The following is a 6539-nucleotide window of genomic DNA, read 5'->3' on the forward strand; positions in this document are numbered from 1 at the left end:
CAAGTTGCTTATCCTGAATTTAATATGCAGGGTCAGCGTTACTATATGCACGGTCGAGGTGACGTGCGATTCTTTGTCTTGAATACTAACGATATCGTCAATCCACAATCGCCCGAACGCGTAAGACAATTAGACTGGCTCGATCGCGCATTAGCAGCTAGTAAAGCGAAGTGGAATATCGTTTATGGACATCACAATATTTATTCGGCTGGTGTCTATGAAGTGAATAAGATGATGGAAAAAGATGTCACTCCCATCCTCAAAAAACACAAAGTTCGGCTGTGGATTAACGGTCACGATCATAATTATCAACGATCGAAACCGATCGACGGCACTACTTATATGGTCTGTGGCGGTGGCGGTGCTGGCTTGTATCCAGTTAAGGCTCAAGACTGGACAGCGTTCGCTAAAAGCGTTCATAGCTTTGGCATCGTCGAAGTCTATCAAGACCAAATTCTCCTAACTGGACTTAATAGCAAAGGTGAAATAATCGATCGAGGCATCGTAAACTTTGCATAACTCCCCCGATAGTTACGGGATAACTACAGTACCGAAGGCACATAGCCAATAATTAGGAGCGAACGATCTGGAATTTGCTCAAGCCGATTTTGCCACTCTTTATCCTGCCAGAATGCTTGCTCCGCTTCTACCACACCCGTGATGTGCGAATCGTCAATGACATTAACATCAATGTTAAGGTGTAGGGTATGAAGGCAATATATAGGTGGTTATGTCTTTCCCTGCTGTGTCTAGCTCCCGTTGGCGTTGGCGTAGCCTCCGCTTTGCGGAATCGCTATTCAAAGAACATCCCGAAGCGATCGCGGCTGGAGTTTGTGCCCTGCTGGTGTTACTGGGTTGGGTAAGTCTCAATCGCGGGTGGCTGGGAGTGAGTTTGCTGATTCTGACTGCTGCGTATGCCATTGGGGGATATGAAAGCACCCGTGAAGGATTGACTACCCTTTGGCGGGAAAAAGAACTCGATGTAGACCTATTGATGATTGTGGCAGCATTGGGAGCAGCTATCTTGGGGCTGTGGCGCAAAGAGTATTATTTCATCGTTGACGGGGCGATGTTGATTCTGATTTTTGCCATCAGCGGCGTGCTGGAGGGCTACGCAATGAGCCGCACCGAGCGGAGTATTCAGGGGCTGATGAGTCTGACTTCCGATACCGCCCGCAAGCTCGTAGATGGGCAAGAGCAGATGGTAGCAGTGGCTGAGTTAGAAATCGGCGATCGCGTTCTCGTTAAGCCAGGAGAATTGGTACCGACGGATGGGATTGTCACTGAGGGCTTTAGTTCGTTAAACCAAGCTCCGATTACGGGTGAATCGATGCCCGTTGAGAAGACTGTTGGAGATGAGGTGTTTGCTGGGACGATTAATGGTACTGGCGCGTTAAAAATTCAGATTCATCAGCCACCAGAAAGTAGTCTGATTCAGCGGGTAATTCGCTTGGTAGAACAGGCTCAGACTGAAATACCACCATCTCAACAATTTATCGAACGGTTCGAGCGTGGCTATGCCAAAGCGATCGTGTTTATCGGCATTTTGCTAGGTACTCTACCACCATTTCTACTCGGTTGGACGTGGGAAGATACGGTTTATCGCGCCCTAATTTTTCTGGTGGTAGCTTCGCCCTGTGCATTAATGGCAGCAACGATGCCAGCACTATTATCGGGCATCGCTAATGGGGCACGGCATGGGATTTTGTTCAAGAATACCGCGCAGTTAGAAGCAATCGGGCAAGTTAAAGCGATCGCCTTTGACAAAACTGGAACCCTGACAATGGGCAAACCTCAAGTCGTCCGAGTCATGGCGGTTGACAATTCAAACAAATTACTTCAAGTGGCGGCTGCTTTAGAAAGTTTGTCCGAGCATCCGATCGGGGCGGCGATCGTTCATGCGGCTCAAAAACAAGGCTGGGTATGGACTGAAGCCATTAATGTTCGTTCTGAGCCTGGACGGGGGATTATTGGCGAAGTTGAGGGAAAAATAGCTGTAGTTGGTAAAGCCGAATTTGTTCGAGTCCAAGTAAACCTGCTGCCAGACGAGCTGACCGAACAAAGCCAGCAGTGGGAACAGGATGGCAAAACTGTTGTCTGGGTGGCTGATGCCGATCGCATTCTGGGAATTATCGCAGTTGCCGATACCGTCAGACCCGCAGCAGCTCGATCGATCGTCCATTTAAAACGGTTGGGAGTCGATCGGGTTGTGATGTTAACGGGCGATAACGAGCGGACAGCCGACAGTATTGGCTGGGAAATTGGGATCGATAAAGTGTATGCAGAACTTTTACCTGAAGATAAACTGGAGGTAATTCGCCAGCTTCAGCAACAATACCCCTCAGTGGCGATGGTGGGTGATGGAATTAATGATGCTCCCGCTCTAGCTCAGGCATCCGTCGGAATTGCGATGGGAACAGCGGGGAGTGACGTGGCACTGGAAACAGCAGATGTGGTATTAATGGCAGACCGCTTGGAGAAATTAGAGTATGCCATTCGGCTCGGTCGTCGCTCTGAGCGAATTGTCAAACAAAACATCATTTTTGCCCTCAGCTTTATTGTCATACTGCTAATCGCCAATTTTACTGGCAATATGACCCTACCCTTGGGCGTTTTGGGTCATGAAGGTTCTACCGTGCTGGTGATTTTAAGTGGTCTCCGGTTGTTGAAAGATTAATTGAGAAGGACCGCCAAGTTCTTAGAACTTGGCAAATCCTCTCTTGTTGAAAGACAACTGTAGGGAAGCGCTCGCGCACCCGTTGGGCATGTGGTTCGGGCGATCGATTGGCAATTGCTAAATAAATCGTCGAGCAGTATCGTGGTTCGATCGATGTTCAAAGTAAATAATGGGGCACAAAAGGTATTCTAAAGATTGAAAATCCTCTAGACATCAGTAGTATCTTGTTCTGCAACTTTACCAAATAAGTAGCGATCGCCGATATACTTGAGAATCACCCTGCCAAACTTCGGATCGTCCCTTTCTACCATCGGTTTAACAACCACACCTTCCCTACCGTGCGTACCGCCGATGAGGGAATCACCATCGGAAAATCCGCGAATAATATCTAGGGAAAAAGCACCTTCATATACTAATGGTACTTGCTCTACTTGATGCCGATCGCATAGAGCTTTGAAAGTTGGATAATCGACATATTTACCATCCAACATCAGATCGAAAGCACGGAAACTCATTCTTTTGGCACCATAAGTATAAGCTTGAATTCCTTGTCCGTATACTTCCCCATATAAGACCGCTTGTTTGTGTCCTTGACTTTGCAAGTGTGCTAACAGATTTTTGACACCAATTAATGTGTGGGGAAACCAGTAAGTATTTGCCACCATCGTGTTCGGATCTTCTGGTTCTTTGCGCCGCAAAGTTCGCGAACCCGCCATCATTGTCGGCTGTTCTTCATCCGTGTGCCACACAAAACCAACCCTAGCATTAGTACCATGAATTTTTTCAGTAGCTACAACTGCTTCGCCGACTGCTAATAAACAAGGGTAGCTCCGCATATTTTCCAGATTAGTATATTTCGGAAAATAAGGATCGTCAGTTGCGCTATCGCCAGCATTACCTTTAACTGGTGGGAAGTACTTAGTCGCACTATAAAACTCGGCTACATCATCACCTAATTTCATCCCCTCTTCGGGATGAACGACCAATCCAAACGAAGGTTCTCCCCGTAATTTAATCCGGTGAACTACCAACACGCGATCGCCATTAATATCAGTTTTTTCAGATAAATAGGCACCAACATTCAAGCGTTCGGCAACTTCTTTAGTTAACACTGTACCCTGCTCGAAATAGACCACTAAATCGCCAGGTTGATGCACGCCTTTTTTGACACACATTTGCCAACCTTGAACGGTGGCTAATTCTAGCGCATCAGCATTTCCATGCGGTTTTATCTCCAAAATTTCGCAGACTTCGACTTTAATCGTGCTCATATTTAATTTTCAAGGTGCGTTACATCTTCAGCCAAAATTTTCCGGCTTGCTCCACACTAACACATGAATTAGCTGGCTTCGATCTAAACTAGAGATATGAGGATATTTTACGCACTTAGTACCAGACCGCGATGTAATAATCGATCGCCAATAACTGCCGAATGGTCGGCACGGTGCATCGTACACCGATTGTCCCAAATAATAATATCACCCGATCGCCACTGATGGCGGTACAAGCGATAGTTGCGAATAGAATGTTGGTAAAGTAACCGAATTATCCGCCTAGCTTCCGCTGGCGCAATCCCAGCGATTTCCTGACAGCGTTCTGGTGTCGATAGAAATAGCGCCAGCCGACCGGAAAGCGGATGCCGCTTGAATAAGGGGTGCCAGCTCTGGGTTTCCCCTTCCTTTAGCGTCAAACCAGATACGACATGTAGCACCCGCGCGTCCGCAAGCCGCTCTTTGACTGAATTGGGCAACGTTTCATAAGCCCGATATTGATCCGAAAATAACGTCCCGCCACCAGTTGTGGGGATTGTCACCGCCCGCAAGGCTGTATACGCAGGCGGCTGTGCGATATAGCTAGTATCAGTATGAAACACGCTCCGAGGTGGGGTAGTCCGTCCGATATTGCTGACTACATTCAGCTCGGGTTGATGCGCGACGGGCGTCTCACCAATGGTAAATGTTAATCGCCCCAATCGATCGAGAAAACTGACAAATTCCGCATCATTCGCCAACTGCTGGCGGAAGACGACAAATCCATGATTGGCAAGGGCGTTCTTCAAAGCATCGATATCTTCAGCTTGGAGCGTGGTAATTTCGACTCCATGAAGCTCGATCCCAAATGGTGACAGTGCGCGAAAATCCATGTTTTCTCCGATCGGAACTGTTTCTATTTTAACCAAAATACTGGAGAATTGGATACAAACTAAGTAGGTCAGTTTAATAATTTTAAGCCCTATAATTTTCGCGAAACTTTAGTGGTGGGCACTGCCCACCCTACAAGATATCGAATTTAATTTAAAACTCGATCGCCAAGATTAGACGATCGATAAATATACATTTTAAGCTATCGATCGAACTCTCGAACTCGTCTGAATTTTGCCTCACGATCGACCGATCGCAAATTCAGATCAGATTGCAGCTCTCGCCATCATTATTTTCAAAATTGCCGCCCTTACTTCCCATCGTGTCCGAGAATGGATAATTCCGCAGCATTTCAAAATGATGCTCTGCACACATCACACTATACTCAAGCTGGAACTTATTGCAGCGATCGTGATGACAGATCTCTGAAGAGCTTGGGGCAGCGATTAATAGATTATAAAAATCTCGATCGGCTTGTAATTGCAAATCTCCTAATGATGGCGGCGTCAACCACTCAGCATTCTGAGACTTTGCCCAGTCTAAGAAAATCTCAATTAATTTGTTTAATTTAGTAGGATCGCCTAATGCTTCAAATCTATTCTTCTCAACCTTACAAATATACCAATCATTTTCATCATGCTCTACTTCAGTACTAACAAAATAACTATTTTGAAGATTTGTTTCCTCAAGTTCTATTTGCAGAAACCAGCCGGGATTATCTAATGTCTCGATCTTGATACCATAGCTATGTTCCCATTCACCATTACAGTTAGAGGCATACCATTGTTGTAATTCCGTGAGTGCATTCATAGCCGATCGCTCGATCCAAACATTAATTATATCTTGCTAGCTCGATCGAATGTACCGCAGATAATTTTGATTATCCAGTTAATACATTTTTGCATCTGCTTGTGCCTATTACAAGGTCTACACTATCGCGCCCGCAACCGGGCAATACCCATTCAAAATCATATGTAGCTAACATATTTGTGAAACTTTTGACGATCTGCAACATCATCCGATGGGTCAAATCGTCAATTTGCTACATGTGCCACGCCATACCTGCCATTATCTAGCAATCTTAAAAAATTCCCTCATCACTTTATCCCTGCCAACCATTCCAAAATCGCCGGATTGACAACCTCTGGATACTCATCATGCGGACAATGCCCCGCATTCGGAATCGACACCACCTGAATCGGTTGTCCTTTAGCAGCGAGTTCCCGATACACAGCCGCACCTTTTATCGGCGTCCACGGGTCATTTTCTCCCCATAATACCAGCAAAGGTTTCGTAACTCCTGGTAATAACGATTCAGGCGTCGGCCCTGGCGGTGCGGTGAGAATCGAGGCGAAAACTTGCTGTGCGCCCGGATCGCAAGCTGGTTCGTAGATAATGTCGATTAGTTCGTCAGTGACGGCTTCACGGCGCGGATAGACCTGATACAGACTGCTCCGAATGCGGGCTTTCTGGCGGACTCGATCGAATAGAAATTGACCGAAGGCTGGGGATGCGACAATATTGGTGAATATCCCCATCACATTCCGCAGTAGGAAATTCAGCTCGTCAGGGCGATGATTCAATCCACCCGCGCAATTAATCAACACGCCACCCGCACTAATTTCGGGATGATGCGCTACCAACATCAAACTCAGCAACGCCCCGATCGAGTTACCGACAAATACCGTCGGCTGGTTGATATACTCATGCCAGAAGTCTAC

6 protein-coding genes are annotated in these 6539 nt (G+C 46.6%); 2 read left to right on the forward strand and 4 right to left on the reverse strand.

Annotated features, from left to right (window positions below):
- Window positions 1-519: metallophosphoesterase (locus tag RMO35_RS17660; protein ID WP_309742676.1), on the forward strand; the 519-nt coding region annotated here is incomplete at its 5' end.
- A 211-nt stretch (window positions 520-730) separates the two neighbouring features.
- Entirely contained in the window at window positions 731-2677 is a 1947-nt protein-coding gene (locus RMO35_RS17665) for a heavy metal translocating P-type ATPase (RefSeq protein ID WP_309742678.1), read from the forward strand.
- A gap of 206 nt (window positions 2678-2883) precedes the next feature.
- Here RMO35_RS17665 and RMO35_RS17670 read toward each other — a convergent pair whose 3' ends face one another.
- From RMO35_RS17670 to RMO35_RS17685, 4 genes are all read right to left on the reverse strand, one after another.
- On the reverse strand, window positions 2884-3948 hold the full coding sequence (locus tag RMO35_RS17670) for an RNA ligase family protein (protein WP_309742680.1): 1065 nt from the start codon (window positions 3946-3948) through the stop codon (window positions 2884-2886).
- 107 nt (window positions 3949-4055) lie between these two features.
- A complete protein-coding gene (locus RMO35_RS17675; RefSeq protein ID WP_309742683.1) occupies window positions 4056-4820 on the reverse strand; it encodes a TauD/TfdA family dioxygenase in 765 nt (254 codons plus the stop codon).
- 259 nt (window positions 4821-5079) lie between these two features.
- A complete protein-coding gene (locus RMO35_RS17680; RefSeq protein WP_309742685.1) occupies window positions 5080-5628 on the reverse strand; it encodes an immunity 53 family protein in 549 nt (182 codons plus the stop codon).
- Between the two features lie 287 nt (window positions 5629-5915).
- Window positions 5916-6539: alpha/beta fold hydrolase (locus RMO35_RS17685; protein WP_309742687.1), on the reverse strand; the 624-nt coding region annotated here is incomplete at its 5' end.

It is taken from the genome of Chamaesiphon sp. OTE_20_metabat_361, assembly GCF_031364565.1.

Coding starts and splice junctions, on each gene's coding strand:
- RMO35_RS17665 (WP_309742678.1), top strand. CDS start 731: ATGTCTTTCCCTGCTGTGTCTAGCTCCCGTTGGCGTTGGCGTAGCCTC.
- RMO35_RS17670 (WP_309742680.1), bottom strand. CDS start 3,948: ATGAGCACGATTAAAGTCGAAGTCTGCGAAATTTTGGAGATAAAACCG.
- RMO35_RS17675 (WP_309742683.1), bottom strand. CDS start 4,820: ATGGATTTTCGCGCACTGTCACCATTTGGGATCGAGCTTCATGGAGTC.
- RMO35_RS17680 (WP_309742685.1), bottom strand. CDS start 5,628: ATGAATGCACTCACGGAATTACAACAATGGTATGCCTCTAACTGTAAT.